General features: G+C 45.7%; 1 protein-coding gene. It reads right to left on the reverse strand.

Annotated elements, in window-relative coordinates; all coding sequences use genetic code 11:
* Positions 1 to 5: 5 nt before the first annotated feature.
* Positions 6 to 608, reverse strand: a complete 603-nt coding sequence (locus A3750_RS04935; RefSeq protein ID WP_156492352.1) for an FMN-dependent NADH-azoreductase — start codon at positions 606 to 608, stop codon at positions 6 to 8.
* Positions 609 to 766: the final 158 nt, after the last annotated feature.

Here is a 766-nt window from a genome sequence, read left to right on the forward strand (position 1 = left end):
GGCATTCACGCCTTTTGTACGATCTCTGACAATTCTTCTCGCGCTTTCTTGAGCGAGGCATCTGCATCGACATTCATTCGATCTGCTGCGATGACTTCGACATGCTCAATGCCTATAAAGCTCGCAACTTGCTTCATATAAGGCACGACAAAATCAACCGCACTGCCTACAGGTGCTCCGCCCGTCGCCACTACAAGATACATAGTGTCGATATTCAACAACCCTTCCGGCCCATTCTCTGTGTACCGAAACGTTTCACCGACGCGACAAATCATATCAACCCATGCCTTCAACGATGCCGGAATACCAAAGTTATACATCGGCGTTGCCACCACTAAAGTATTCGCTTCTTTGAGTTCTGCTAGGAGTGCATCGCTCTGCTCGAGCAAGGCGTTTTGCTCATCACTGCGCTCTTCGGCTGGCGTGTAGAACGCGCCGACATGCGCACCTGTCACCAACGCAATATCATTGTTTGATACGTCGCGCTCAGATACTTTTGCCGCCCCAGCCTTTTCCGTTAATTTCGTGATCAATTCATTTGCCAACATACGACTTGTTGACTGATCACCCTGAACACTTGCCGACAATGAGAGAATATTTAACGACACAATTAACTCCTACCTGTTTCTTAATGATGATGTTGTATCAGCAAGATCTTAATCTCGCGATGCGCTTAAACCATGTGATCTAGTATAAAGATTGCGCTAACGTTTATAAGAAGGTACTTTTGCTCTATATCATCAATTTTTTTGAACAATCATCACGA

The organism is Oleiphilus sp. HI0079, from assembly GCF_001635105.1.